The sequence below is a fragment of the Pseudomonas sp. PK-RTE-24 genome, from assembly GCF_054052265.1.
In genome coordinates this window covers 2180384-2205767 of sequence record NZ_CM133224.1, presented here as the reverse complement: position 1 = coordinate 2205767, position 25384 = coordinate 2180384, and the positions used below count along the sequence as shown (strand labels likewise).

23 protein-coding genes are annotated in these 25384 nt (G+C 59.8%); 13 read left to right on the top strand and 10 right to left on the bottom strand.

Annotated features, from left to right (window positions below; genetic code table 11):
* Positions 1-89 precede the first annotated feature (89 nt).
* Positions 90-2192: a mechanosensitive ion channel domain-containing protein gene (locus ACV8MC_RS09840; RefSeq protein WP_122603807.1), complete on the bottom strand. Its 2103-nt coding sequence runs from the start codon at positions 2190-2192 to the stop codon at positions 90-92.
* Positions 2193-2579: 387 nt separating this feature from the next.
* Between ACV8MC_RS09840 and ACV8MC_RS09835 the strand changes: the two genes are divergently transcribed.
* From ACV8MC_RS09835 to ACV8MC_RS09815, 5 genes are all read left to right on the top strand, one after another.
* A complete protein-coding gene (locus ACV8MC_RS09835; protein WP_056790764.1) occupies positions 2580-3506 on the top strand; it encodes a DUF72 domain-containing protein in 927 nt (308 codons plus the stop codon).
* Positions 3503-4300 (top strand): endonuclease/exonuclease/phosphatase family protein, encoded by a 798-nt coding sequence (locus ACV8MC_RS09830; RefSeq protein WP_041477677.1) that lies wholly within the window; start codon positions 3503-3505, stop codon positions 4298-4300. The genes ACV8MC_RS09835 and ACV8MC_RS09830 overlap by 4 nt, the downstream gene beginning before the upstream one ends.
* Positions 4297-5571: a cardiolipin synthase ClsB gene (gene clsB, locus ACV8MC_RS09825; protein WP_016772961.1), complete on the top strand. Its 1275-nt coding sequence runs from the start codon at positions 4297-4299 to the stop codon at positions 5569-5571. Before ACV8MC_RS09830 ends, clsB begins: the two co-directional genes overlap by 4 nt.
* Positions 5568-6557, top strand: a complete 990-nt coding sequence (locus tag ACV8MC_RS09820) for a lysylphosphatidylglycerol synthase domain-containing protein (protein WP_041477676.1) — start codon at positions 5568-5570, stop codon at positions 6555-6557. Before clsB ends, ACV8MC_RS09820 begins: the two co-directional genes overlap by 4 nt.
* Before the next feature lie 306 nt (positions 6558-6863).
* Complete coding sequence (locus ACV8MC_RS09815) at positions 6864-7859, top strand: IS110 family RNA-guided transposase (RefSeq protein WP_150638880.1); 996 nt, start codon at positions 6864-6866, stop codon at positions 7857-7859.
* Between the two features lie 69 nt (positions 7860-7928).
* On the opposite strand, the gene ACV8MC_RS09810 is transcribed toward ACV8MC_RS09815, so the two are convergent.
* The 3 genes from ACV8MC_RS09810 to ACV8MC_RS09800 form a co-directional block, all read right to left on the bottom strand.
* Positions 7929-8687: an alpha/beta hydrolase family protein gene (locus tag ACV8MC_RS09810; protein WP_042610641.1), complete on the bottom strand. Its 759-nt coding sequence runs from the start codon at positions 8685-8687 to the stop codon at positions 7929-7931.
* Entirely contained in the window at positions 8677-9786 is a 1110-nt protein-coding gene (locus ACV8MC_RS09805) for a DUF3182 family protein (RefSeq protein ID WP_457265124.1), read from the bottom strand. Before ACV8MC_RS09805 ends, ACV8MC_RS09810 begins: the two co-directional genes overlap by 11 nt.
* Before the next feature lie 279 nt (positions 9787-10065).
* Positions 10066-11067 (bottom strand): GlxA family transcriptional regulator, encoded by a 1002-nt coding sequence (locus tag ACV8MC_RS09800; protein WP_457265122.1) that lies wholly within the window; start codon positions 11065-11067, stop codon positions 10066-10068.
* Between the two features lie 101 nt (positions 11068-11168).
* On the opposite strand from ACV8MC_RS09800, the gene ACV8MC_RS09795 reads away from it, so the two are divergent.
* The 7 genes from ACV8MC_RS09795 to ACV8MC_RS09765 all read left to right on the top strand — a co-directional run bounded on the left by ACV8MC_RS09795 (position 11169) and on the right by ACV8MC_RS09765 (position 16427).
* Positions 11169-11723 (top strand): cysteine hydrolase family protein, encoded by a 555-nt coding sequence (locus ACV8MC_RS09795; RefSeq protein WP_457265121.1) that lies wholly within the window; start codon positions 11169-11171, stop codon positions 11721-11723.
* Between the two features lie 230 nt (positions 11724-11953).
* A complete protein-coding gene (locus ACV8MC_RS09790) occupies positions 11954-12535 on the top strand; it encodes a YjfI family protein (RefSeq protein ID WP_225914461.1) in 582 nt (193 codons plus the stop codon).
* A gap of 17 nt (positions 12536-12552) precedes the next feature.
* Positions 12553-13251 (top strand): PspA/IM30 family protein, encoded by a 699-nt coding sequence (locus tag ACV8MC_RS09785; protein ID WP_016772954.1) that lies wholly within the window; start codon positions 12553-12555, stop codon positions 13249-13251.
* 208 nt (positions 13252-13459) lie between these two features.
* A complete protein-coding gene (locus ACV8MC_RS09780; protein WP_457265119.1) occupies positions 13460-14110 on the top strand; it encodes a DUF2491 family protein in 651 nt (216 codons plus the stop codon).
* Between the two features lie 15 nt (positions 14111-14125).
* Positions 14126-14551, top strand: coding sequence for a DUF350 domain-containing protein (locus ACV8MC_RS09775; RefSeq protein ID WP_016772952.1), 426 nt, complete (start codon positions 14126-14128; stop codon positions 14549-14551).
* 18 nt (positions 14552-14569) lie between these two features.
* Positions 14570-15268, top strand: a complete 699-nt coding sequence (locus tag ACV8MC_RS09770; RefSeq protein ID WP_056790788.1) for a DUF1190 domain-containing protein — start codon at positions 14570-14572, stop codon at positions 15266-15268.
* Between the two features lies 1 nt (position 15269).
* Positions 15270-16427: a glutathionylspermidine synthase family protein gene (locus ACV8MC_RS09765; RefSeq protein ID WP_457265116.1), complete on the top strand. Its 1158-nt coding sequence runs from the start codon at positions 15270-15272 to the stop codon at positions 16425-16427.
* A 194-nt stretch (positions 16428-16621) separates the two neighbouring features.
* Here the strand turns inward: ACV8MC_RS09765 and ACV8MC_RS09760 are convergent, their stop codons facing one another.
* Both ACV8MC_RS09760 and ACV8MC_RS09755 read right to left on the bottom strand, forming a co-directional pair.
* Positions 16622-17143: a single-stranded DNA-binding protein gene (locus tag ACV8MC_RS09760; protein ID WP_041477666.1), complete on the bottom strand. Its 522-nt coding sequence runs from the start codon at positions 17141-17143 to the stop codon at positions 16622-16624.
* Between the two features lie 9 nt (positions 17144-17152).
* The gene (locus ACV8MC_RS09755; RefSeq protein ID WP_041477665.1) at positions 17153-18550 is read right to left on the bottom strand and encodes an MFS transporter; all 1398 of its coding nucleotides are present in this window, start codon (positions 18548-18550) and stop codon (positions 17153-17155) included.
* 191 nt (positions 18551-18741) lie between these two features.
* On the opposite strand from ACV8MC_RS09755, the gene uvrA reads away from it, so the two are divergent.
* Positions 18742-21576 carry an excinuclease ABC subunit UvrA gene (gene uvrA / locus ACV8MC_RS09750; protein WP_041477664.1) on the top strand — a complete coding sequence of 945 codons (2835 nt, stop codon included), beginning with the start codon at positions 18742-18744 and terminating at the stop codon, positions 21574-21576.
* Between the two features lie 65 nt (positions 21577-21641).
* Here the strand turns inward: uvrA and bfr are convergent, their stop codons facing one another.
* The 4 genes from bfr to ACV8MC_RS09730 form a co-directional block, all read right to left on the bottom strand.
* Positions 21642-22109, bottom strand: a complete 468-nt coding sequence (gene bfr, locus ACV8MC_RS09745) for a bacterioferritin (RefSeq protein WP_016772947.1) — start codon at positions 22107-22109, stop codon at positions 21642-21644.
* Between the two features lie 149 nt (positions 22110-22258).
* A complete protein-coding gene (locus ACV8MC_RS09740; RefSeq protein WP_252878985.1) occupies positions 22259-23713 on the bottom strand; it encodes a catalase in 1455 nt (484 codons plus the stop codon).
* Positions 23714-23952: 239 nt separating this feature from the next.
* Positions 23953-24339 carry a 50S ribosomal protein L17 gene (rplQ, locus tag ACV8MC_RS09735; protein ID WP_003176402.1) on the bottom strand — a complete coding sequence of 129 codons (387 nt, stop codon included), beginning with the start codon at positions 24337-24339 and terminating at the stop codon, positions 23953-23955.
* 42 nt (positions 24340-24381) lie between these two features.
* A complete protein-coding gene (locus ACV8MC_RS09730) occupies positions 24382-25383 on the bottom strand; it encodes a DNA-directed RNA polymerase subunit alpha (RefSeq protein ID WP_016772946.1) in 1002 nt (333 codons plus the stop codon).
* Position 25384: the final 1 nt, after the last annotated feature.

Sequence of the window (25384 nt, the reverse complement as noted above, 5' to 3'; positions counted from 1 at the left end):
CAGGCTCGCTCCCACAGTCCAATCCCATTGCCCCTGTGGGAGCGAGCCTGCTCGCGAAAGCGCCGGCCCTGTCTCTACACAAACAGGCGTCAGGTCCGCGACTCCTGCGGTACCTCATCCGCAACCACCGCCCCCTCCTCCTGCCGCTTCGGCAACAACACCTGCTGTGGATAAGTCTGCGCAAAATGCACATTCGGTGTGTTATCCACAAGCTTCTTCAAGCGCTGGTTGAACGCGCGGCTCACCGCATATTGGCCACCGGACACCGTGCGGAATTGCGCCGTCAACACCACGCCGTTGAGATCCATTTTGTCCACGCCAAACACATCCAGCGGCCCTTGCAGGTTGTACTTGAGGAACGGGTCTTCGCGGATCGAATCACCGGCCTCGCGAATCAGCTCAATGGCTTTGTCGACGTCAGTGTCGTAGGTGAACTGCACCGAGAAAAATGCGAAGGCGAACTGGCGTGATTGGTTGGTCACAGCCTTGATCTGGCCGAACGGCACCGAGTGCACAAAACCCTTGCCGTCCCGCAGGCGCAAGGTGCGAATGGTCAGGCCTTCCACCGTGCCAGCGTGGCCGGAATCGAGCACCACCCAGTCGCCGATCGACAGGGTGTCTTCGATGATGATGAACAACCCGGTGATGACGTCCTGCACCAGTTGCTGCGAACCGAAACCGATCGCCAGACCGACCACGCCCGCACCGGCCAACAGAGGCGCAACGTTAATCCCCAGATTGGCCATGGTGGTAATCGCGCAGATCACCACGAGGATGATTTTGATCGCATTGCGCAACAGCGGCAGGATGGTTTTCACCCGCGTGCTCGGCTGGCGTGCCGCGCGTTTGCTCAGCGGCGGTTTCAGTGCCTCCTGAATCGCCGTGTCGAGCACCACCCACAGCAGCCACGTCACCAGGAAGATCAGGCCGATGCTGCTCAAGGCGTTGCTGATCGCTCGACCGACGGTGCTGCTCTGGGCGAAATCGAGCAACGACACGCCCCAGATCCGCCCGAGAATATCGATGAACACAATCGCCATGACGATGCGCAGCAACGCATGCAACAGGCTGAGAAAACGTTCCTTGTAGGCACTGCTGCGCTGGATCGCCTCAGCCTTGCGTGATTTGAACAAATGCTGCAACACGGTGCTGAGAAACACTGTGGCGATCAGCAGCACGGTAGTGAACAAGGCACAGCGCAGGGCTTTCTGATTGTCCTCGCCGATGCCAATCAGGCTGACTGCCGAGACCAGCACCATCAGCACGATCGGCCAATACCACAGCCCGGAAAATATCCGCAGCGATTCCTGCAGCGACGGTTGTTTCAAGCGCTGAGCGAGCGGGCGATTGCGGATCAGATGTGCCACCGGCCGGCGCAGGCGAATCACCAGCAAACCGAAAATCACCGAGGCGATCAGTCCGGTGAACACGGCGATGCTGCTGGTGATATTGCCGCCCAGTTGCCGGGCGATCTGCGGGCTGGTCAGGGCATCGCTGAGGGCGGCGAGAAAGCCGATGAGGAACAGCGGGCGCGGGCAGTATTCACGGATGATTCGCGCGGCGGCGCGCTTGTGCCCGACGTTGAACATCACCACCACGCACAACAACATCGATGTGGAGAAGATACCGCTGCTGGTGGCATAGGCCAGACACAGCGCCAGCGCACGGCCCACCGAAGCTTGCAGAAAGTGGCTGACATACAGTGTCAGCGGCAGGCAGATCAGCGCCGGCACGGTGTACGGCAGCACGTAGCCGAGCAGATCCTGACTGCGCTGGCGGGTGCGCAACCAGCGCCCTTCACGCAGGCGCTTGGCCAACAGACTGCCGAGCACCGTCAATAGGGCAAAACTGCCCAGCCACACTCCCGACAACGTGAGGAAATCCCCGGCCACGCTCCAGCCCGAGCGGTTCGACGGCTGCTTGACCAGCCGATCGACCTCATCCGCCGCGCGGTCAGCGCGCAGCCGCCAGGCATCGACCAGGTGTTCGTTGAGATCGAGTTTTTCCTGCACATCGTCGATGCTCGTACTGATCGCCCCGAGCAGACCGCCCTGCACCAGCGGTTCCGGTTCGGCGGGTTTTTCCGCCGTATCGGCGGCAGCCGGAACGCCCGGCAGCGCGACGGCTTGCGATGTGTTGACGCCCAAGCACAGCAGCGCTCCCAGCAGAATGGCGATCCTGAAATTGCGCAAAGCTCCGATCTCCCGTGGCTGACCCTGGTAAGGAACTGATCGGTAATTGCGCGGCAAGTTCAAGAGCCCCCTCACCCCAGCCCTCTCCCCCAGGAGAGGGAGCCGACCGAGTTGCATGACCAAAATCACCAACTGCACGTCTTGAGTCGAACTCAAGTCCTGAAGACCATGCAGATCTGCTCCCTTCACAGTCGTACGCGATTTCAGGAGGCATGAAGATCTGCTCCCTTCCCCCTCGCCCCCTTGGGGGAGAGGGTTGGGGTGAGGGGGTAAGCTCTTGATCTTCGCTTCACCCGCGACCGTCCGTAACGCCACCGAAACTTTCCCACCCCCGCCGCAGTCATCACAGAACATCGGCAACACGAGGACTTTCTACGGGAGGATGGGATGGCGACGATTCACATCGGTATTTCAGGCTGGCGCTACGCCCCGTGGCGCGGGGATTTCTACCCGAAGGGACTGGCGCAGAAGCGCGAATTGCAGTTCGCCTCCCGCGCGGTCAACAGCATCGAAATCAATGGATCGTTCTACGCCCTGCAACGCCCCGAACGTTACGCCCAGTGGTACGCCGAAACTCCTGATGACTTCGTGTTCAGCGTCAAGGCACCGCGCTTCATCACCCACGTGCGCCGCTTGCGCGAAATCGAAAAACCGCTGGCGAATTTCTTTGCCTCGGGCGTGCTGGAGCTGAAGGAAAAACTCGGGCCGATCCTCTGGCAGTTTCCGCCGAATTTCAAATTCGACGCCGAGCGCTTCGATCACTTTCTCGCGCAACTGCCCCACGATACCCAAGCCGCAGCCGCCCTCGCCCGCCAGCACGACTCGCATCTTCCCGGCCACGCCAGCGTCAAAGCCTGGCGCAAGAAACCGCTGCGCCATGCGGTGGAAATCCGTCATGAAAGTTTCATCGATCCGGAATTCGTGCGCCTGCTCAAACGCCACAACACCGCGCTGGTCATTGCCGACACCGCCGGCAAATGGCCGTACCGCGAAGACCTCACCAGCGACTTCGTCTATCTGCGCCTGCACGGCGCCGAAGAGCTCTACGCCAGCGGTTATTCCGAACAAGCGCTCAAGCGCTGGGCCGAGCGCATCGACGCCTGGCATCACGGTAAACAGCCAGAGGACGCCCACCTGATAGCCCCACGCCTGAAACCCCGCGCGCGCAAATCCCGCGAAGTGTTCTGCTACTTCGACAACGACATCAAAGTCCGCGCGCCCTACGACGCACGCAACTTGTTGCAGCGCTTGGACCTCGACAAAGACCTCGCCACAACTCCCGGGCAAGTCGCCGCAGAAGGAGTTCTGTCATGAGCATTCCCGAACCGGTCGGTTTCACCGACGAAGGCTCCGTGGTTGCGCCCTCGGTGCGCACCTTCACCATACTGACGGTCAACACCCACAAGGGCTTCACCGCGCTGAACCGGCGTTTCATCCTGCCGGAGCTGCGTGAAGCGGTGCGCAGCGTCGCCGCCGACGTGGTGTTTCTGCAGGAAGTGCACGGCACGCACGAGCAGCATCCGAAACGCTACGACAACTGGCCGACGATGCCGCAATACGAATTTCTCGCCGACAGCCTCTGGCCGCAATTCGCCTACGGGCGCAATGCCGTGTACCCGGCGGGCGACCACGGCAATGCGCTGCTGTCGAAATTCCAGATCATCCGCCACGACAACCTCGACGTGTCGATCAGCGGCCATGAAAACCGTGGCCTGCTGCATTGCGTGCTGCGCCTGCCTGGCGACGGCACCGAAGTGCATGCGATCTGCGTGCATCTGGGCCTGCGCGAGAGCCACCGCAACGCGCAACTGGATCTGCTGATGCAACGTCTCGCCGAATTGCCCGCTGATGCCCCGGTGATCGTCGCTGGCGATTTCAACGACTGGCGCCAGCGTGCCGATGCGCAGCTCAAGCCCTGTGGCCTGCGCGAAGTGTTCGCCGAGCAGTACGGCAAGCCGGCGCGCAGCTTTCCCGCGCGGCTGCCAGCGCTACGACTCGACCGCATCTACGTACGCAACCTCAAGGCCAGCCGCCCGAAAGTTTTGACCAACCGGCCCTGGTCCCACCTTTCCGACCACGCACCGTTATCGGTGGAGATTGAACTATGAACAGTGCGCCACTGGAAAAATCCGCCGTCGACCCGGTCCCGCTGAACCCGCCGGTGCGCGAGCCCGGCCACGTGGACGTCGAGTATCAATGGCACAGCAATAACCGCGTAGAGCTGCTGGAGAACGGCGAGGAATATTTCCCCCGGGTATTCGAAGCGATGCGCGCAGCCAAGAGCGAGATCCTGCTGGAGACCTTCATCGTCTTCGAAGACAAGGTCGGCGCCGAGTTGCAGCAAATCCTCATCGAAGCCGCCCAGCGCGGCGTGCGCACCACGGTCAGCCTCGACGGCTTCGGCTGTGGCGAGCTGAGCACCGGCTATCTGTCGGCCTTGAGCGATGCCGGCGTGCATCTGCAAATCTTCGATCCGGCGCCGAAGCATTTGGGCATCCGCACCAACTGGTTCCGCCGCTTGCACCGCAAGATCGTGGTGGTCGACGGCTTGATCGCGTTCATTGGCGGGATCAATTTTTCCGGCGATCACCTGGCCGATTTCGGCCCTGAAGCCAAGCAGGATTATTCGGTGGAGATCCAGGGCCCGGTGGTCGCCGATATCCATCACTTCGCCCTGCTTCAAAGCGGTCGCCCCGGACGCGCGCGGTTCTGGTGGCAGCGCCGGCGCCAGCGCCTGGAGGAAATGGCCTTCACCGACCACGACGGCCAGGTACGCCTGGTGTTCCGCGATAACGATCAACACAACACCGATATCGAAGACGTGTATTTGCAGGTGCTGCGCAAGGCCAAGCGCCGGGTAATCATCGCCAACGCCTACTTCTTTCCCGGCTACCGTTTGCTGCGCGAAATCCGCAACGCCGCCCGCCGTGGCGTCGAGGTGCGGCTGATCCTGCAAGGCCAGCCCGACATGCTCGTAGCCAAACTGGCGGCGCGCATGACCTACGATTATCTGCTGCGTGCCGGCGTGCAGATTCACGAATACTGCCAACGCCCGCTGCACGGCAAGGTCGCGCTGGTCGACGATGACTGGAGCACCGTGGGCTCGAGCAATCTCGACCCGCTGAGCCTGTCGCTGAATCTGGAAGCCAACGTGCTGATCCGCGACCGCGCGTTCAATCAGCACCTGTACGAACGCCTCGAAGATCTCAGCCAGAACCACTGCAAAGCCATGGACGCCAAGCTGTTGCCGCGCGGGCGTATCTGGCACATGACCGTGGGTTTTCTGGTGTTCCACTTCCTGCGGCACTTCCCGGCCATGGCCGGTTGGCTGCCGGCGCATAAACCGCGTCTGAAGCCTTTCCGAGGTGCGCGTCCATGAGTCATTCCGAAGTCCATTCCGATAGCCATTCGACACAAGCGGCGCCGTCGAAATGGAGCCGCTGGAAACGTCCGCTGACCATCCTGTTTTTCCTCGCGCTGATCGTCCTGTTGACGATGTTCGCTACGCGCATCGAATGGGCCGAGGTGCTGGAGACCCTCGCCGATTTCAAGGTGCGCACACTGATCATCGCCGCCAGCCTGACCCTGCTGAGTTTTCTGGTGTACGCCAGTTTCGACCTGATCGGCCGCACTTACATTCGGCAAGACCTGACTTGGAAGCAGATCCTGCCGGTGGGCATCATCAGCTACGCCTTCAATCTCAACCTTAGCGCCTGGGTCGGCGGCATCGCCATGCGCTATCGCCTGTATTCGCGGCTGGGCGTGAGCAAAGGCAACATCGCCAAAATTCTCGGCCTGAGCCTGGCAACCAACTGGTTCGGCTACATGACCATCGCTGGCGTAGTGTTCAGCAGCGGTCTGGTGACGATGCCGCCGGGCTGGAAACTCAGCAGTTCGGCCTTGCAACTGGTTGGTGTGTTACTGCTGCTGGTCAGCGCCGGCTATCTGGCGGCGTGTCAGTTTTCCAAGCGCCGCGAGTGGTCGATTCGCGGCGTGGAAATCAACCTGCCGTCGCTGCGCATGGCGGTGCTGCAATTGCTGCTGGGGGCGTTGAACTGGTCGCTGATGGCGGCGGTGATCTTCACTCTGCTGCCGAGCAAACTGGATTATCCGCTGGTGCTTGGCGTGCTGTTGATCAGCGCGATTGCCGGGGTCATCACGCATATTCCGGCGGGACTGGGTGTGCTTGAGGCGGTGTTCGTGGCGCTGCTGCAGCACGAGGCGTCGCGCGGCAGTCTGGTCGCGGGATTGCTGGCGTATCGGGCGATTTATTTTCTGCTGCCGCTGTTGATCACGGTGGTGATGTATCTGGTGGTGGAGGCCAAGGCCAAGGCGTTGCGGATCGAGAAGAAACCCACACATTAGAATCAAGATCAAAAGATCGCAGCCTTCGGCAGCTCCTTGTATGTTCCCCACACACCAGCATGAATGAGATCTAAGCTCGCTGGTGCGACATACGAAGATGTGTTTCTGGGGGAGACCGATCGCTCCTTAAGGCAGGACTTGCTCCTGACCTTGTATGTAGAGAGGTCCCCCCGCCTCATTGCCCACCACGAAGAGTATCGAGAAGCCGACGAGTCGGACTTCGCATTACAAGGTTGCAGTGGCATGAAGTTCGAGGTCAGGGGAACCAGGAAGCATTTTTAACTCAGTTCTCTTGGAGTTGAAAGCATGAACATGCACGTCGGTTTGGATGTGGGATCTCGCACTACAGCGATGGGCTGGCGCAATGGCGGCCGTTTTGCAGGTCAGTGCAATATCGACCAGACACCGGCGGGGCGCAAAGCTGCTGTCGGCAAGTTACTTGAGCTCAAGCCTATATCTGTGGTGATGGAAGCCACCGGAATCTACTACCTGGACTTGGCCATGGAGCTCGCTGCGGCGGGTTTGCCAGTCTCGGTTATCAATCCGAAGAGTTTTCACAACTTTGCAAAGCTGATGCTGAAAAACAGCAAAACGGACGCAATCGATGCCCAGTTATTAGCTGAGTACGGCGAACGCATGAGCCCAAGGTTGTGGACGCCGCCCACTTCAATACAGCTTGAGCTACGCGCTATCGGTCGCCACATCAATCGTTTGACGGGTCATCGCACCCGCGCCAAAAACGAGCTGCATGCACTAAAAGCCACTCAAACAACTCTTCTGATGCTGATTGAAGACGAAGAAGAAGCCATCAACGCCTTTGACAAACGAATCGAGCGTTTCCGACTCGCTGGTCGGGCACTGATCGACAACTGCCCAACGTTGAGCGCCCAGTTCGCCCACATGATCGCCGCCCCTGGCATGGGTGAGATCTCAGTATTTGCGGCGCTGGCTGAACTGACGACCTTACCGGTAACGCTCAAGTCAGCGCAGGTCAGCCGCCATGCCGGACTCGATGTCCGACTCACGCAATCAGGCACCAGCATTGATAAACCCGGCCGGATAAGTAAGGGCGGCAATGCCTATTTGCGATCAGCGATGTACATGCCTGCGCTGACCGCCATACGTTGCGACCCGAACGTTAAAGCGTTTTACGAAGCATTGGTGGCTCGAGGAAAGAGGAAGATGCAGGCTATTGTCGCAGTCATGCGCAAATACCTGACCGGACTATGGGCCTGCATGCGGGCAGGCGAAGACTTCAGTACAGCCAAGCTTTTTAGCGATAAACACACCCAAAAAGCTTGACCGTGAACAGAGTATCTACATTTGAAATGCGTTCAACCTGCTCGCGAAGGGGCCGGTACATGCGACAGATCATCTGGATTGGATAATGCTCAACCGCTCCCCCACCACCATCTCGGTAATCCAGTCCACCAGGATCGAGGTGTAGGCCTGCTGCGAAACTGGATCACTCAATGCGTGATCGGCGCCATCAATAATCCGATGAGTCAATGAGTGAGTCTGCTGACATGCGGCGCGGTAACTCATGATCGTCGCGTGGGGCACGAAGTCGTCGGTTTCCGATTCTACCAACAGCACGTCGCCCGTGAATTGCGAACAGGCATGCAGGGCGCGATTGCTGTCGGCGCGCACCAGCGTATTGCGATAATCGCGCAGGTCGGCCTTGTCCAGATCGCGCTTGGGCGTGTGCCACTGCTCGTCGCGGTACAGCGCCGGCACGCGCAGCGCCAGCCAGCGCACCGGGCGCAGTGACGTCAGGATCGAGGCCAGATAACCGCCATAACTGGTGCCGACCACGGCGATCGCCGAAGTGTCGAGGGCCGGGTGCGCCAGCAGGCGATCGTAGGCCGCCAGCAAGTCACGCAGATTGTCTTCACGGGTCACCCGGGTCAGCGGAATTCCTGTGCCGCCGGTGTGCCCGCGCAGGTCGAAGGTCAGGCATACGCAACCCAGGCCGGCGATGCCTTTGGCCCGTTCCAGATCACGCTCCTGACTGCCGCCCCAACCGTGCACGAACAACACCCCCGGGACTTTCGATTTGGGACTGAGAAAAGTCCCGCTCATCTGTTCGTCATCAATGTCGATTTGAATGCTTTCGCTTCTAGCCGTCATAGGATTGGACCGTCACATATTTGAGAAGAAATGCGCTGTTTTCCGCCGGGCCGCGATAGACCTCGATGGCGTCCGCCGGCAGCGCCTGATCGGTATAGGTTTCCACCGACGACACGCGAATCGCGCGCATCTGTGGATCGTTGACGAAGCTCTGCAACGCGGCCACTTCAGCGCTGCTGGCACCGCCCATGCGCCAGGATTGTTCGAGCACGCCGCTGCGCGGGTTGCGGCTGGCGTCGAGGCCTTGGGCGATATCGTAATTGCGCCGCGAGGCGAAGAAGCGTGGGTAGGCTTCGTTGGCGGCACTGTCGAAGACCTGCGCCTGCTCGATGGCCAGACGCACATCATCAGGCAGATCCAGCGCGAGCAATTGGTCATAGCCGCCCTGCACCACCAGCAGATTCGAGCCGCCGTAGACCTCTTCGCCCTGACCGTCCTCGGTCAAGTATTGATCACCGCAATAGCTCAACACTTTGCCGCCGATGAACGACTGGCCGACGCTGTGGGTGACGACGTTGCTCAAGTCCTGCTCCAGCACTACGCCGTCGCTGAACAGGCTTTGCGCTTCGGGACGAGCGAGGATTTCATCGAACGCATCGAGGCTTTTGATCACTTCCTGACCGCGACCGGCGCAAGCGTGAATCGGCTTCAAGCGAATCGGCCCGGCGTACAACAGATGCTCGGCGGCGGGCCGCGCATCTTCCAGGGCGAATACGCTGAGACCGTCGAGCACAACGTTGCGCACCCGCTCCGAAAACAGCGGCGACCAGCCCTGCGGCGCGTGCGCCAGATGGTTGCGCAAACCGTGGCTGATGGCTTTGGTGCAGATGAAATCGTATTCGACGTAACCGCCCCACAAGTCATCGGGGCCGTTGATGCCAAGTGCTTGCGCGTGGGCGGCGCCGACGATGGTTTGCGTTGGCAGCAGATACAGCTCGCGGCCCTGATGTTTGGCCGGATCGAAACTGCCGCCGAATTTGCAGCCGAGAATCTGCGCCAGCCAACGCGCCAGTGCCTTGTTGGTCTCGACTTCATGTTGCGGCGCCTCGGCACGCACCGAATGGGCCACGACGATTTTGTTGCTGGGTGTCGGGGTCATGCGTTCCCCTTTTATCAGTCGATGGGTTCTCAAAGGAAATTGCAGAGATCAGGCCAATCAACCATCCCCACGAACCGCCCGATAATCGGGAGCTTGCCGTGACTGTGCTGGCATCACGCCTGTTTCAAACTGCACGACAGCGCGCAAAACTCCGGCAAATTGCACGATCTCTCACCCTCGCCGCGATCATTGTGGGAGCGAGCCTGCTCGCGAAAGCGTAGTGTCAGCCGACTACAATTCTGTAGATCCAGCGCCTTCGCGAGCAGGCTCGCTCCCACATTAGTTCATCGTCGTTCTGGGAGCGGGATTCACACCAAACCGCCCCCGGTACTCACTCGGCCCAAGCCCGGTAATCTTCTTGAAGATCGCACGAAACGCGCCCGGATCCTGATAGCCGACAGTCCAGGCAATGTGGTCGATCGTGCCATTGGTGAACTCGAGCATTTCCCGCGCCTTGCCGACCCGCAAGTGCTGGCAATACTCGGTCGGTTTCAAGCCTGTCGCGGCGCGGAATCGGCGCAGGAAAGTACGCTCTTCAAGTCCCGCACGCTCGGCCATTGCCGTCAGCGAAACATCCGTCGCCCCGGTGCTTTGCAGCCAGTGCTGGACCTTGAGAATCGCCGCGTCGCCATGGCTGAGGATCGGTGCGAAATTGCTTCCGCATTCACTGGCGCTGTCGCTGTGTTCCATCACCAGAAAACGCGCGGTCGCGGTGGCGATGCTCGGGCCGAGCAAGCGATCGACCAGGCGCAACCCCAATTCCGACCAGGCCATCAGCCCGGCCGTGGTGATCAGGTCGCCGTCGTCGACAATCGGCGTGTCGGCCTTCAGCTTGATCTTCGGGTAACGCTCGGCGAAAGCCTGGGCCGAGGTCCAGTGGGTGGTGGCGCTGCGACCGTCGAGCAAGCCGCTTTCGGCGAGCATCAACGAGCCCACACAGACACCACCAAGCGTTGCGCCGCGCGCATGCTGATCGCGCAGCCATTGCGCAAGACTCACGGTCATCTGCGCCGCATCGAACCCGCCGAGGGACGGCGGAATCAGCACGGCGAGCAAAGCGCCTTCGGCACCGGGATGACTGTCATAGACCCGCGCCGGCAACTGCTCGCCATCGACCTGCCAGTGACTGACTCGCAGCACGGGCAATTGCACAGCCTGATACTCGGCAGCGATGCGATTGGCCACGGCGAACAGGTCGGTCAGACCGTGCACCGCCGCCAGTTGCGCGCCGGGGTAAATCAGCACGCCCAGTTCAGCGGTGGCGGCTCTTTGTGCAGCCATTGTCAGTTTTCCCCCGTCTATTGTCGGTGCGGCCAGTCCTCGAATCCTCGGCCAGCGTCAATACTGAGGCCACACCCAATCACCGTCTCGAGGACAATCCCATGGCCAAGCAAGCGCTCATCGTAGTCGATATCCAGAACGACTACTTCCCCCAAGGCAAGTGGCCGCTGGTCGGCGCCGACGCCGCTGCCGATAACGCCGCACGGCTGATCGCAGCCTTCCGCGAAACGGGCGATCCGGTGGTACACATTCGGCATGAATCCACCTCCGAAGACGCGCCGTTTTTCACTCCCGGCTCCGAAGGCGCGAAACTGCATCCGAAAGTGCTCAACCGCGCCGACGAGCCGGTGGTGCTCAAGCACTTCGTCAACTCGTTCCGCGAAACCGAACTGAAAGCGGTGCTCGACGAACACGGCATCACCGACCTGGTGGTGGTCGGCAGCATGAGCCATATGTGCGTCGATGGCATCACCCGCGCCGCGGCAGACATGGGGTATGCGGTCACGGTGATTCACGATGCCTGCGCCAGCCGTGATCTGGAATTCAATGGCCTGACGGTGCCGGCCGCTCATGTGCACGCAGCCTTCATGGCGGCGCTGGGTTTCGCCTATGCCAGCGTGGTATCCACTGACGAGTTCCTGAGCAGCAACGCCTAGCAACAACTGCGCAATCTACTGGCCCGCCACGTTGCGGGCCTTTTTGCGTCTGTCATGAAAATCTCACGCGTGAGTCATTGATGGCACTTTGCATTGGTTGTAGTGTGGCCCACGCGTGAGACGCTCATAACCGGATTCCAGCCATGACAAGCCGCACTCCGACGCCTGCCGCAGCCAGCCCCAAGGGCGAGCGTGGCAAGACGTCAGCGAAAAAACCGTCGAGCTTCTACATGAAGCAGATGCGCGCAGGCCTGGCCGCCGCCGGTTATGTGAAACACGAAACTTGGGTGCTTCCGGAAAACCGAAGCTTGCTCAAGCAAATGGAGCAACAGCTACGCCAACCGATTCTGGCTGGCTCTTTCATGTCGGAGAAATACATGAGCGCAGGCAACAACTGGACCATCGACAGCCTCTTCAATGCCCTCAAGGCGCTGGACGAGGTGGCTTCCCAAGAGATTTCGCTGTCCCTGATCCAGAGCTCCGAACCGAGCATCAAGCTGGAAATGAACGAATTCGGCGGCCTGCCGATTCATATCGCCCTGGCCGGCCAGCAGATCATCGTCGACACCGTGCTGGTGGACATCGATTCGATCAGCAATGTCCAGGCGTTCAACGATGCCGTACTGCGCAGCCGCGAGATGTTCCCGCTGTCTTCGATCGGGATCGAATCGATGCCGAACGGACAGACCGTCTACAACATGTTCGGCGCCCTCAGTGCTGATTCGAGCCTGACCAACGTAGTCACCGAGGTGAAAACCCTGGTCGACAACGTGCAGCGCGCCAGCGAAGCCTTCGAACACTTCTTCAAGTAATCAACAGGGAATATCCAATGACTCAGTCCATCTGGAGCAAGTTGTTCACCGCACTGCGCGGCGGCGCCAATGAAGTCGGCGAAGCCATCGCCGACCAGCAGGCCCTGCGCATCCTCGATCAGGAAATCCGCGACGCGGACACCGCGCTGTCCAATGCCCGCCGCGAACTGGTAACGATCATGGCCAAGCACAAACTGGCCGCCGACCGCGTCAGCGAATACGACGCCAAGATCAAGGACCTCGAAGCCAAGGCTGTGGCCGCGTTGAATGCCGGCCGCGAAGACCTGGCGCTGGAAGTGGCCGAAGCGATTTCGACCCTGACCAACGACCTCGCTGCCGAGAAGAAACTCAGCGATGAATTCGGCGCCTACGCCGACAACATGCGCAAAGACATCAGCAAAGCCGAATCGCGGATCAAGAGCCTGCGCCAGCAAGTGGACATGGCCAAGGCCCGCGACAGCGTGCAGAAAGCCCAGGTCAGCGCCTCGATTGCCAGCGGCGGCGCCAACGGCAAACTGGAAACTGCGGTCGGCACCCTGAACCGCCTGCAAGCCAAGCAGCAGCAACGCGCTGCCGAACTGAACGCAGCGGACGAACTGGCCGACGCCTCCACCGGCAACGACCTGGAACGCAAACTGCGCGACGCCGGCATCACGCCGAACGAAGGCAGCGCCAATGCGATCCTTGAGCGCCTGAAGCAGAAGTCCGCGCAGTAAGGACTGAACGGTAACTTGTGGGAGCGAGCCTGCTCGCGAAAGCGTCGTGACAGTCAAATAATCGAGTGACTGACACAACCCATTCGCGAGCAGGCTCGCTCCCACATGGTTTTGCGGCGTAATTGCCCCTGCTCGTTCACCGCTTCGCCCGTTACACTACCGCCACTTTTTCACCCGAACACCTCCACCCGCTTCAAGGAACGTACCCATGGGATGGTTTAAAGACTTGCTCGGCACCAGCAATTGGCAGACCGCTGCGCCAACGACCACCGCCGCCAGCGGCCCACTGGGCATGGCTCAAGGCAAAGGCGTGCGCTTCGACACGACCCTGGCGTTGCTGCTGGAAGGCTCGACTTCGGTGCGGGTGCCATTCGATCAAGCGGTGTGGAGCGCCGGCTGGGTCGATCTCGGCCAGTCCAACAAACTGCATCGCTATTACATGAACGACGAGGATTTCTGGGTGCAGATCCACGTCACCGGCGATGATCAGGTCGAGTCGGTCACCCTGTTCAATTACATCAGCTATGTGACGGTCAACAGTGACGCCGAACTGCAGCGTCTGGCCGGCCCCAACAGCCTGATCGGTCTGCCGACCTACCACCACGACGGTGTTGAATACACCCGCGAATGGGGCACCGAACTGCAGCAGACTGAACTGGTGCCAATGACCGAACACGTGGTCAATCCGGACGAGTCCTACACCATCAAGCACCACGCCATGCTGTATGCCCGCGACACCGGTCTGACCGATCGCCGCGAACTGCTGCTGTTCTCCGTCGAACAGGACGAAGAAGGCACCGTCAGCCTGAGCACCTCGCTGGGCATCTCGCTGTACACGACTGATTTGAGCGCCATCTAAAAAAGGAAGTTTTTCATGCTGGAAGTCTTGGCCGTTTCTCTGAACAAAACCGCGCTGGTCGGTTTCGTCGTCTACCTGATCGGCGCCGTGTTGCTGTTCATGCTGTTTCAATTCGTCTACACACGCATCACCGCGCACAAGGAATTCGAGCTGATCCGTGCCGGCAACACTGCCGCCGCCATTGCCCTGTCCGGGGCGATCATCGGTTTCGCCATTCCGGCGAGCAACGTGATCGCCTACTCGGTCAACGTGCTCGACTTTGTCCTCTGGGCGGTCATCGCCGCCGTTGTGCAATTGCTGGCGTTTGTCGCTACCGGGCTGGTGCTCAAGGGCACTTCCCAGCGCATCGCCAACGGCGAAGTGGCGGCCGGCATCTATGTGGCTGCCGTGGCGATCAGCGTCGGCATGCTCAATGCCGCGTGCATGACCCCGTCCCACTGACCGGCAGGAAGCCTCTCGATGAAACGCAGCAAATACGTGCAATTGTCCCTCGCCGCATCGGTGGCGATGGCGATTTCCGGTGAAGCAGCGGCGCTGGATCAGCCGCGCAACTTCCAAAGCGTTGAACAGTGTGTCGACGCCGAATTGGCCGCCGATCTCTGCTCCAGCGCCTACGTCGCCGCCCTGAACGAACACCGGCGCATCGCCCCGGCCTACAACGACAAGGCCAAGTGCGACGCAGACTTCGCCGCTGGCTGGTGTCAGAAAAATTCCGATGGCCGTTTCGTGCCGAAACTCGGCGGCTTCAAAGTGCCGGGCAATGCCGAGACGCCGCAGGATCTCGATGCCATCGCCAATTCGCAAATGCCGGCGGGAGACACCACCAGCAGCAGTGCCAGCCACGGCGGCTCGCACTATTCCGGTGGCTCAGGTGGCGGCGGCAATGGCTGGCTGACCGGCTGGCTGATCGGCAACGCAATGAGCAACAACGCCGAACGCACCGTTTACCGTGATCGCGAAACGCGCCAGCCGTACAACACCTCAACGCAGTACCGCCGAGCTGACACAACCTCGCGCAGCCAGTCGGATTACGAGAGCAGCAAGAGCAAGCCGGTGAACGTTGCGTCGTCGACTTCGCGCGGCGGTTTCGGCAGCCAGTCCAGTGCCCGCAGCGGTTGGGGTGGCTGGGGCAGCAGTTCCGGACGCTCGAGCAGCTGACATGAAAAAGATCCACTGCGCCGAGCGCCCCGACTGGAAACACACCGCCGAAAGCCTTGGTTTCCTGTTCCACACCATCGACGACGAACCGTACTGGGACGAAAGCGCCTACTACCAGTTCAGCCTCGCGCAGATCGAAAACGATCTGGAAGACCCGACCACCGAACTGCATGAGATGTGCATGGACCTGGTGGATCGCGTCGTCAACAGCGAGGAGTTGCTCGATCGCCTGAGTATCCCGGCGGCGTACTACGACATGATCCGCACCTCCTGGCGCGAGGGTCATCCGCATCTGTACGGTCGCATGGACTTTTCCTACAGCGACAACGGGCCGGCGAAACTGCTGGAGCTCAACTACGACACGCCGACCAGCCTCTATGAAGCGGCAGCCTTTCAATGGGGCTGGCTGGAACAGTGCATCGAGCGTGGCACGCTGCCGCCGCATGCCGACCAGTTCAACAGCATCGACACCAAGCTGCATCAGGCCTTCGCCGAGTTGCAGTTGAAGCGGCCGTTCTACTTTGCGTCGATGAAGGATTCGGTCGAGGACAAAGGCACCACCGATTACCTGCGGCTGATCGCGGAAAAGGTCGGCATCGAATCACGCCACATCGATATCGAAGACATTGGCCTGACGGCTGAAGGTCGTTTCGTCGATCTGCAGGATCGCTGGATCCCGCACCTGTTCAAGCTGCACGCCTGGGAATTCATCTTCCACGAGCCGTTCGGCGCAGCGATCGCCGAATGCGATACGCAGTTTTTCGAACCGGCGTGGAAGGCGATTCTGTCGAACAAAGGTGCGCTGCCTTTGCTGTGGGAGTTGCACCAAGGCCATCCGAATCTGCTCGCTGCGCACCTTGATCCGAATCCGCAGAGCGCGGTGCCGAAGGGCTGGGTGCGCAAGCCGTACTTTTCCCGCGAAGGCGCCAACATCGAGCTGCAAACAGTGGAAGGTCTGATCGTCAAAGAGGACGGGCCTTACACCGATGCGCCGTTCATCTTGCAGCAGCTCGCACCGCTGCCGAAGTTTGGCGACAGCTACACGCTGATTGGCTCGTGGGTGATTGGTGATGAGGCGGCAGGGATTGGTGTGCGTGAGGACAATAGTCTGATCACCAAAGACTCCAGCCGCTTCCTGCCGCACCTGATCCTGGATTAAGACGAAATTACCTTGTGGGAGCGAGCCTGCTCGCGAAAGCGCCCTGTCAGTTACAGGTGCATCGACTGATCTGACGCATTCGCGAGCAGGCTCGCTCCCACAGGAGATTGTGAGTAGCCAGGAATTTCCTGAACAAAAAAGGCCCGTCGTTTAAGCGACGGGCCTTTTTCATTCAAAACGGTTACAGCGGCAAATCAGAACGGAATATCGTCATCGAAGCTGTCGAAATCCGGAGCCGGTTGCGGTGCGGCCTGCTGCGGTGCTTGCGGAGCCGAACGCTGCTGTGGAGCCGACTGCTGCGGGCGCGGTGCCTGCTGACGTGGCGCCTGCTGCTGGTAGTTGTTGCCGCCGCCTTGCTGGTCGCCCTGTTGTGGACGGCCGCCGAGCAGTTGCATGGTGCCTTGCATGTCGACCACGATTTCAGTGGTGTAACGCTTGATGCCGTCCTTTTCCCACTCGCGGGTCTGCAACTTGCCTTCGATGTAGACCTGCGAACCCTTGCGCAGGTATTCACCGGCGATCTCGGCAACCTTGCCGAACATCGATACGCGGTGCCATTCGGTCTTCTCGACCTTCTGACCGGTCTGCTTGTCGGTCCATTGTTCGCTGGTGGCCAGACTCAGGTTGGTCACGGCGTTACCGTTAGGCAGGTAGCGAACTTCGGGATCCTGGCCGCAAGTGCCGACCAATATGACTTTGTTAACCCCACGGGCCATAACGTTCTCCTAAGCGTCGCACGCAGCCCCGGCCGGGTTGTTGACCAGGCGTTCGAGGGTGGTGCGATCCACTAATTCTTTGTCCAGTTTGATGTAAACAGCCGCCTCTTCGGCGACTATCACTGCATCTGTTACCCCTACCAGGGCCTTGAGGCGCTCGACCAGACCCGCTTCGCGGATCGCTTCGGGCGACAACGGCAAGCGCAGGCTCGTCACGTAGGGAGGTTCGCGCATGGTAACAGCAAAGGCCAGCCAAAGTGCAGCCAGCGCGGCGCATCCGAGGAACACAACCGACAGACCGCCATGCTGGAACAACCAGCCGCCGAGTATCCCGCCGAGTGCCGAACCGAGGAACTGGCTGGTGGAGTACACGCCCATGGCCGTGCCCTTGCCGCCTGCCGGTGAAACCTTGCTGATCAGCGACGGCAACGATGCCTCGAGCAGATTGAACGCGGTGAAAAACACCACCGTACCTATCACCAGAGCACGCAGGCTGTCGCCGAACTGCCAGAAGAATAGTTCAGTCAGCATCAATGTCATGACGGCGCCGAGCAAAACTCGTTTCATTTTGCGTTTCTTCTCGCCGTAGATAATGAACGGGATCATGGCGAAGAACGAAATCAGCAGCGCGGTGAGGTAGACCCACCAGTGCTGTTCCTTGGGCAGACCGGCTTTTTCCACCAGTGCCAGCGGCAAGGCCACGAAGCTCGACATCAACATGGCATGTAACACAAAGATGCCCAGATCCAGGCGCAGCAGGTCCGGGTGCTTGAGCGTCGGCATCAGCGCCTGTCGGGCCACGCCGGATTCCCGGTGCTGCAACGGCCCGGTGGATTGCGGCACCATGAACATGATGATCAGGATGCCGACCAGCGCCATGGCGCCAGTGGCGAGGAACAGCCCGGACAGCCCGAACGCACTGGTCAGTAACGGCCCGACCACCATGGCCACGGCGAACGACAGGCCGATGGTCATGCCGATCATCGCCATGGCTTTGGTCCGATGCTGCTCGCGGGTCAGGTCGGAAAGCAGCGCCATCACCGCTGCGGAAATCGCCCCGGCGCCCTGCAGGATTCGCCCGGCGATCACGCCCCAGATCGAATCGGCCTGGGAAGCCAGAACACTGCCGAGAGCGAAGACGATCAGGCCGAGGTAGATCACCGGTCGGCGACCGATGCGGTCGGAAATGATCCCGAACGGAATCTGGAAAATTGCCTGGGTCAGACCGTAAGCGCCAATCGCCAGCCCGATCAGGGCCGGGGTCGCTCCCGCCAGATCCATGCCATAGGTCGCCAGCACCGGCAACACCATGAACATGCCAAGCATACGGAAGGCGAACACCAGGGCCAGACCGCTCGCCGCGCGGGTCTCGCTGCCACTCATGCGTTCGCTGTGGGGATCGTGCATGGAAAAACCTCGTGTGAACCGGCGGCGATTCTACCAGTCCCATCGGAAGACGGGGTATATCGCGACGCTATGACGCGTATAGATGAAACTCTCTTCATGAACGGCAAAACGCCCTTCGTTGGATAGTGTGCATCCATCCAGTATTTGCCCGTATACTCCTACGTTTTCGACGCCCGCCAAGCGAGGCCACTTTGGACAAGATCCTGATACGTGGGGCCCGTACCCACAACCTGAAGAACATCGACCTGACCCTGCCACGGGACAAGCTGATCGTGATCACCGGCCTGTCCGGATCCGGCAAGTCGTCCCTGGCGTTCGACACGCTGTATGCCGAAGGTCAGCGCCGCTATGTCGAATCGCTGTCGGCTTACGCTCGGCAGTTCCTGTCGATGATGGAAAAACCCGACGTCGACACCATCGAAGGCCTGTCGCCGGCGATCTCCATCGAACAGAAGTCGACCTCGCACAACCCGCGTTCCACGGTCGGCACCATCACCGAAATCTACGACTACCTGCGCTTGCTCTATGCCCGCGTGGGTACGCCGCGTTGCCCGGATCACGACATTCCACTGGAGGCGCAGACCGTCAGCCAGATGGTCGATCTGGTGCTGGCGCAGCCGGAAGGCAGCAAACTCATGCTGCTGGCGCCGGTGATCCGCGAACGCAAAGGCGAACACCTGTCGGTCTTCGAAGAATTGCGTGCGCAAGGTTTCGTCCGCGCTCGGGTCAACGGACGCATTTGCGAGCTCGACGAGCTGCCGAAGCTGGATAAACAGAAGAAGCATTCGATCGATGTGATCGTTGACCGCTTCAAGGTCCGCGCCGATCTGCAGCAGCGCCTCGCAGAGTCTTTCGAGACTGCGCTGAAACTTGCCGACGGCATTGCCCTGGTCGCGCCGATGGACGATGAGCCCGGCGAAGAAATGATCTTCTCCGCACGCTTCGCCTGCCCGATCTGCGGCCATGCGATCAGCGAGCTGGAACCCAAGCTGTTTTCCTTCAACAACCCGGCCGGCGCCTGCCCGACCTGCGATGGCTTGGGCGTGAAGCAGTTCTTCGACATCAAGCGTCTGGTCAATGGCGAGCTGACTCTGGCCGAGGGCGCGATCCGTGGCTGGGACCGGCGCAACGTCTATTACTTCCAGATGCTTGGCTCGCTCGCCTCGCACTACAAATTCAGTCTGGACAAGCCCTTCAACGAGCTGAGCGCCGAGCAGCAGAAGTTCATCCTGCATGGCAGCGGCTCGCAGAACGTCGACTTCAAATACCTGAACGACCGTGGCGACATCGTCAAACGCTCGCACCCGTTCGAAGGCATCGTGCCGAATCTTGAGCGTCGCTATCGCGAAACCGAATCGGCGAGCGTGCGCGAAGAGCTGGCCAAGTTCCTCAGCCATCAGGCCTGCCCGGATTGCCGTGGCACGCGTCTGCGCCGCGAAGCGCGGCACGTCTGGGTCGGCGAGAAAACCCTGCCGGCAGTGACCAATCTGCCGATCGGCGATGCCTGCGAATATTTCGGTGCGCTGAAGATGACCGGTCGGCGTGGCGAGATCGCTGACAAGATTCTCAAGGAAATTCGCGAGCGTCTGCAGTTCCTGGTCAACGTCGGACTCGACTATCTGTCGCTGGATCGCAGCGCGGACACGCTCTCCGGTGGCGAGGCGCAACGGATTCGTCTGGCAAGCCAGATTGGCGCCGGTCTGGTCGGCGTTCTGTATATCCTCGACGAACCGTCCATTGGCTTGCATCAGCGCGACAACGACCGGCTGCTCGGTACGCTCAAGCATTTGCGCGATATCGGCAACACGGTAATCGTGGTCGAGCATGATGAAGACGCGATTCGTCTGGCTGACTATGTCGTCGATATCGGCCCGGGCGCCGGTGTGCACGGCGGGCAGATCGTTGCCGAGGGCACGCCGGACGAAGTCATGGCACACCCTGATTCGCTGACCGGCAAATACCTGTCCGGCCGGGTGAAGATCGAAGTGCCGGCCAAGCGCACGCCGCGCAACAAGAAGCTCAACCTGTCGCTCAAAGGTGCGCGCGGCAACAATCTGCGCAATGTCGATCTGGACATCCCGATCGGCCTGCTGACGTGCGTGACTGGCGTATCCGGTTCGGGCAAATCGACGCTGATCAACAACACGCTGTTCCCGCTGAGCGCCACGGCACTGAATGGCGCGACCACGCTGGAAGCGGCCGCACATGACAGCATCAAAGGTCTGGAACATCTCGACAAAGTCGTCGACATCGACCAGAGCCCGATCGGTCGTACGCCGCGTTCCAACCCCGCGACCTATACCGGGCTGTTCACGCCGATCCGCGAACTGTTTGCCGGCGTGCCCGAGTCGCGCTCCCGGGGTTACGGCCCGGGGCGTTTCTCGTTCAACGTCAAGGGCGGTCGCTGCGAAGCGTGCCAGGGCGATGGCCTGATCAAGGTGGAAATGCACTTCCTGCCGGACATCTACGTGCCCTGCGATGTGTGCAAGAGCAAGCGCTACAACCGCGAGACCCTTGAGATCAAATACAAGGGCAAGAGCATCCACGAGACCCTCGAAATGACCATCGAGGAAGCTCGGGAGTTCTTCGATGCGGTGCCGGCACTGGCGCGCAAGCTGCAAACGCTGATGGATGTCGGCCTGTCCTACATCAAGCTCGGGCAGTCGGCGACGACCCTGTCCGGCGGTGAAGCACAGCGGGTCAAGTTGTCGCGCGAGCTGTCCAAACGCGATACGGGCAAAACCCTGTATATCCTCGATGAGCCAACCACCGGCCTGCACTTCGCCGATATCCAGCAATTGCTCGACGTCCTCCATCGTCTGCGCGACCACGGCAACACCGTCGTGGTCATCGAGCACAACCTCGATGTGATCAAGACCGCTGACTGGCTGGTGGACCTCGGTCCTGAAGGCGGTTCCAAGGGCGGGCAGATCATTGCCACCGGTACGCCGGAGGAAGTCGCCGAGATGAAGCAATCTCACACCGGCCATTACCTCAAGCCACTGCTGATCCGCGATCGGGCTTAACTGCCAGGCATGAAAAAGCCCCTGTCACCGTTGAGGTGCCAGGGGCTTTTTTGTAGCTGGTGCAATCAGGACGCGTGGGATTGCAGGTAGTTCTCGAGACCGATCAGCTTGATCAGGCCCAACTGCTTTTCCAGCCAGTAGGTGTGATCTTCTTCGGTGTCGTTGAGCTGAACCCGCAGAATTTCGCGACTGACGTAGTCCTTGTGTTGCTCGCAAAGTTCGATGCCTTTGCACAGCGCAGCGCGGACTTTGTACTCGAGGCGCAGATCAGCTTCGAGCATCGTAGGCACGGTGGTGCCGACATCCAGATCATCCGGACGCATGCGCGGCGTGCCTTCGAGCATCAGAATCCGCCGCATCAATGCATCGGCGTGGCCGGCCTCTTCTTCCATCTCGTGGTTGATGCGCTCGTAGAGCTTGGTAAACCCCCAGTCCTCATACATCCGCGAATGAACGAAATATTGGTCACGCGCGGCCAGCTCGCCGGTCAGCAACGTATTGAGGTAATCGATTACATCTGGGTGGCCTTGCATCGCCCTACATCTCCCTTCCTGAAAGTCTGTAGTTTGAACCAACCTGACTGGAAGGTCACTCACCGCACGCAATAAAAGCGAAGATATTCTGAGAAAAGCAGGCCAAATAACGCAAAAACCGCCCAAATGAGGGCGGTTCTGCTTCTCGTTTAGACTTCGTTAAGCTGTAGGCTGAGCAGCTTTGCGATTGCTTCTCCATACGCTGGATCGGCTTTGTAGAAATGCTGCAACTGGCGATCGACGACGTCGCTGGAAACACCCGCCATCGCACCGGCAATGTTGCTGACCAGCAGCGCTTTTTGCTCTTCGCTCATCAAGCGGAACAAGGCACCGGCATGGCTGTAGTAGTCGGTGTCTTCGCGGTGATCATAGCGATCAGCGGCACCGCTCAAGGCCAGCGCTGGCTCAGCGTAATGTGGCGCTTGTTTCGGCGACTCAACGTAGCTGTTCGGTTCATAGTTCGGCGCCGCGCCGCCATTGCTGCCGAACGCCATAGAGCCGTCACGCTGATAAGTATTCACCGGGCTGCGCGGAGCGTTCACCGGCAATTGCTGGTGGTTGGTGCCCACACGGTAGCGGTGCGCGTCAGCGTAGGCGAATACGCGACCCTGCAGCATACGGTCTGGCGACAGACCCACGCCTGGCACCATGTTGCTCGGGCCAAACGCAGCCTGCTCGACTTCAGCGAAGTAGTTAAGCGGGTTGCGGTTCAATTCCAGCTCACCAACTTCGATCAACGGAAACTCCTTCTGCGACCAGGTCTTGGTCACGTCGAATGGGTTCTCGTAATGAGCCGCCGCCTGCGCTTCGGTCATGATCTGAATGCACACGCGCCATTTCGGAAATTCACCGCGCTCGATGGCCTCGAACAGGTCACGCTGCGCATAGTCCGGGTCGGTACCGGCCAAACGGGCGGCCTCGGCTGGTGCCAGGTTCTTGATGCCTTGCTGAGTCTTGTAGTGCCACTTCACCCAGTGCCGCTCGCCTTTGGCGTTGATCAGGCTGTAAGTGTGACTGCCGAAGCCATGCATATGGCGATAGCCGTTAGGGATGCCACGATCAGAAAACAGGATAGTGACCTGGTGCAGCGCCTCAGGCGAATGCGACCAGAAATCCCACATCATCTGCGCGCTTTTCAAGTTGCTTTGCGGCAGACGCTTTTGCGTGTGGATAAAGTCCGGAAACTTCAGCGGATCACGGATGAAGAACACTGGCGTGTTGTTGCCAACGATGTCCCAGTTGCCTTCCTCGGTGTAGAACTTCAAGGCGAAGCCGCGCGGATCGCGCTCGGTGTCGGCCGAACCACGCTCGCCACCTACGGTGGAAAAGCGCAGAAAGGTTGGCGTTTGTTTGCCTACCGTCTCGAACAACTTCGCACTGGTGTATTCAGTGATGTCACGGGTAACGGTGAACGTGCCGTAGGCGCCCGAGCCTTTAGCGTGGACACGGCGCTCAGGAATGTTTTCACGGTTGAAGTGCGCGAGTTTTTCGATCAGATGGAAATCGTCGAGAAGCAGCGGACCGCGTGGGCCGGCGGAACGGGAATTCTGGTTATCAGCGACTGGCGCGCCACTGGCGGTTGTAAGCGTCTTGGTCTGGCTCATGCGGTCTTCTTCCTCTGTCAGTCTTGAACTGCCGGCTAATGGGCTTGGCGGGAAGTATTGATCATCGACGTTACAGCTACAAATTCATTAACCTGCAAGCATCGATAGATAATTACTAATTATGTTTTCCCGGCACATAGTGGCAGTTCAGCCATGTCAGAAACTTGTATGGACGGCGCATTTCTTACAGACACAAAAAACCGGGCACTAGGCCCGGTTCTTTGTTTCAGACTGACGTCTTACTCGGCGGATACAGCTTCGCCAGCAGTAGCACGATCAACCAACTCGACGTACGCCATAGGCGCGTTGTCGCCAGCGCGGAAACCGCACTTGAGGATGCGCAAGTAGCCACCCTCACGGGTAGCGTAACGCTTGCCCAGGTCGTTGAAGAGCTTGCCAACGATAGCTTTCGAACGAGTACGGTCGAAAGCCAGACGGCGGTTAGCCAGGCTGTCTGTCTTGGCCAGAGTGATCAGCGGCTCGGCAACGCGGCGCAGTTCTTTGGCTTTTGGCAGAGTAGTTTTGATCAGCTCGTGCTCGAACAGCGACACCGCCATGTTTTGGAACATGGCCTTGCGGTGCGAGCTGGTGCGGCTCAGGTGACGACCACTTTTACGATGACGCATGGTTCATTCCTTACCAAACACTACGTTCGGTGATTACGACGATCAGGCAGTCGCCTTGTCGTCCTTCTTAAGACTTGCAGGCGGCCAGTTGTCGAGGCGCATGCCGAGGGACAGACCGCGGGAGGCCAGAACGTCCTTGATTTCAGTCAAGGATTTCTTGCCCAGGTTCGGAGTCTTCAACAGCTCTACTTCGGTACGCTGAATCAGGTCGCCGATGTAGTAGATGTTTTCCGCCTTAAGGCAGTTAGCCGAACGTACAGTCAGTTCCAGATCGTCAACCGGGCGAAGCAGGATCGGATCGATCTCGTCTTCCTGCTCGACAACCAGCGGCTCACTTTCACCTTTGAGGTCGACGAACGCAGCCAGCTGCTGTTGCAGGATGGTTGCAGCGCGACGGATAGCCTCTTCAGGATCCAGGGTACCGTTGGTTTCCAGATCAATAACCAGCTTGTCCAGGTTGGTACGCTGTTCGACACGGGCGTTTTCCACCACGTAAGCGATACGGCGAACCGGGCTGAACGAAGAGTCGAGCTGCAAGCGACCGATGCTGCGGCTTTCGTCTTCATCGCTCTGACGCGAGTCGGCTGGTTCATAACCACGACCACGAGCTACGGTGAGCTTCATGTTCAGGGCGCCGTTAGACGCCAGGTTAGCGATTACGTGATCGGGATTAACGATCTCGACATCATGATCCAGCTGAATATCGGCAGCGGTAACCACCCCCGAACCCTTCTTCGACAAGGTCAGCGTAACTTCGTCACGACCGTGCAGCTTGATGGCCAGACCTTTAAGGTTCAACAGGATTTCAATTACGTCTTCCTGTACACCTTCGATGGCGCTGTACTCGTGGAGCACACCGTCAATCTCGGCCTCGACTACTGCGCAGCCGGGCATTGAGGACAACAGGATGCGGCGCAGCGCGTTGCCCAGGGTGTGGCCAAAACCACGCTCGAGAGGCTCGAGAGTGATCTTGGCGCGGGTTGGACTGACAACCTGCACATCAATGTGGCGGGGTGTCAGGAACTCATTTACCGAAATCTGCATG